The organism is Paraburkholderia tuberum STM678 (assembly GCF_902833905.1).
GTDB classification, from domain to species: Bacteria; Pseudomonadota; Gammaproteobacteria; order Burkholderiales; family Burkholderiaceae; genus Paraburkholderia; species Paraburkholderia tuberum.
In genome coordinates this window covers 1-387 of sequence record NZ_CADFGP010000194.1, presented here as the reverse complement: position 1 = coordinate 387, position 387 = coordinate 1, and the positions used below count along the sequence as shown (strand labels likewise).

Here is a 387-nt window from a genome sequence, read left to right as displayed (position 1 = left end):
GAGGCGAGTGCGGTTGCTGAGTCCTGTCAGAGGGTCCGTCGCAGCCTGCCGTTCGAGCCGATGCACGAGGGCCATCAAGTACACGGAAGTCGCCGCGATGCTGAGCATGATGCCCAATCCCACCGCGAGGTTTTCTCTCCACCACGGCTCGACGTGCATCAAAATCACGACGCCTGCAAGCGCAACTGCACATGAAAGTAGCAACGGCCGCTTGCCGTGGCGGCAACCGGCACCCACAAGGAACCAGAACACGACCCAGAGCAAGGGCAGCGCCACGCGCCCGCCGAGCGCCAAGGCAGTCATGACAAGCGCCTGGTCTGCAATGGTGGTGACCGTCAATCGAAGGCGCGGCCGAACCGTCGCGGCGGTCGCGGCTACGTATGTCGC

1 pseudogene is annotated in these 387 nt (G+C 64.1%); it reads right to left on the bottom strand.

Features of this window, described 5'->3' with window-relative positions:
* A pseudogene (locus HWY30_RS40905) lies at positions 1 to 339 on the bottom strand (GGDEF domain-containing protein); the annotation flags it as partial.
* Positions 340 to 387 lie beyond the last annotated feature (48 nt).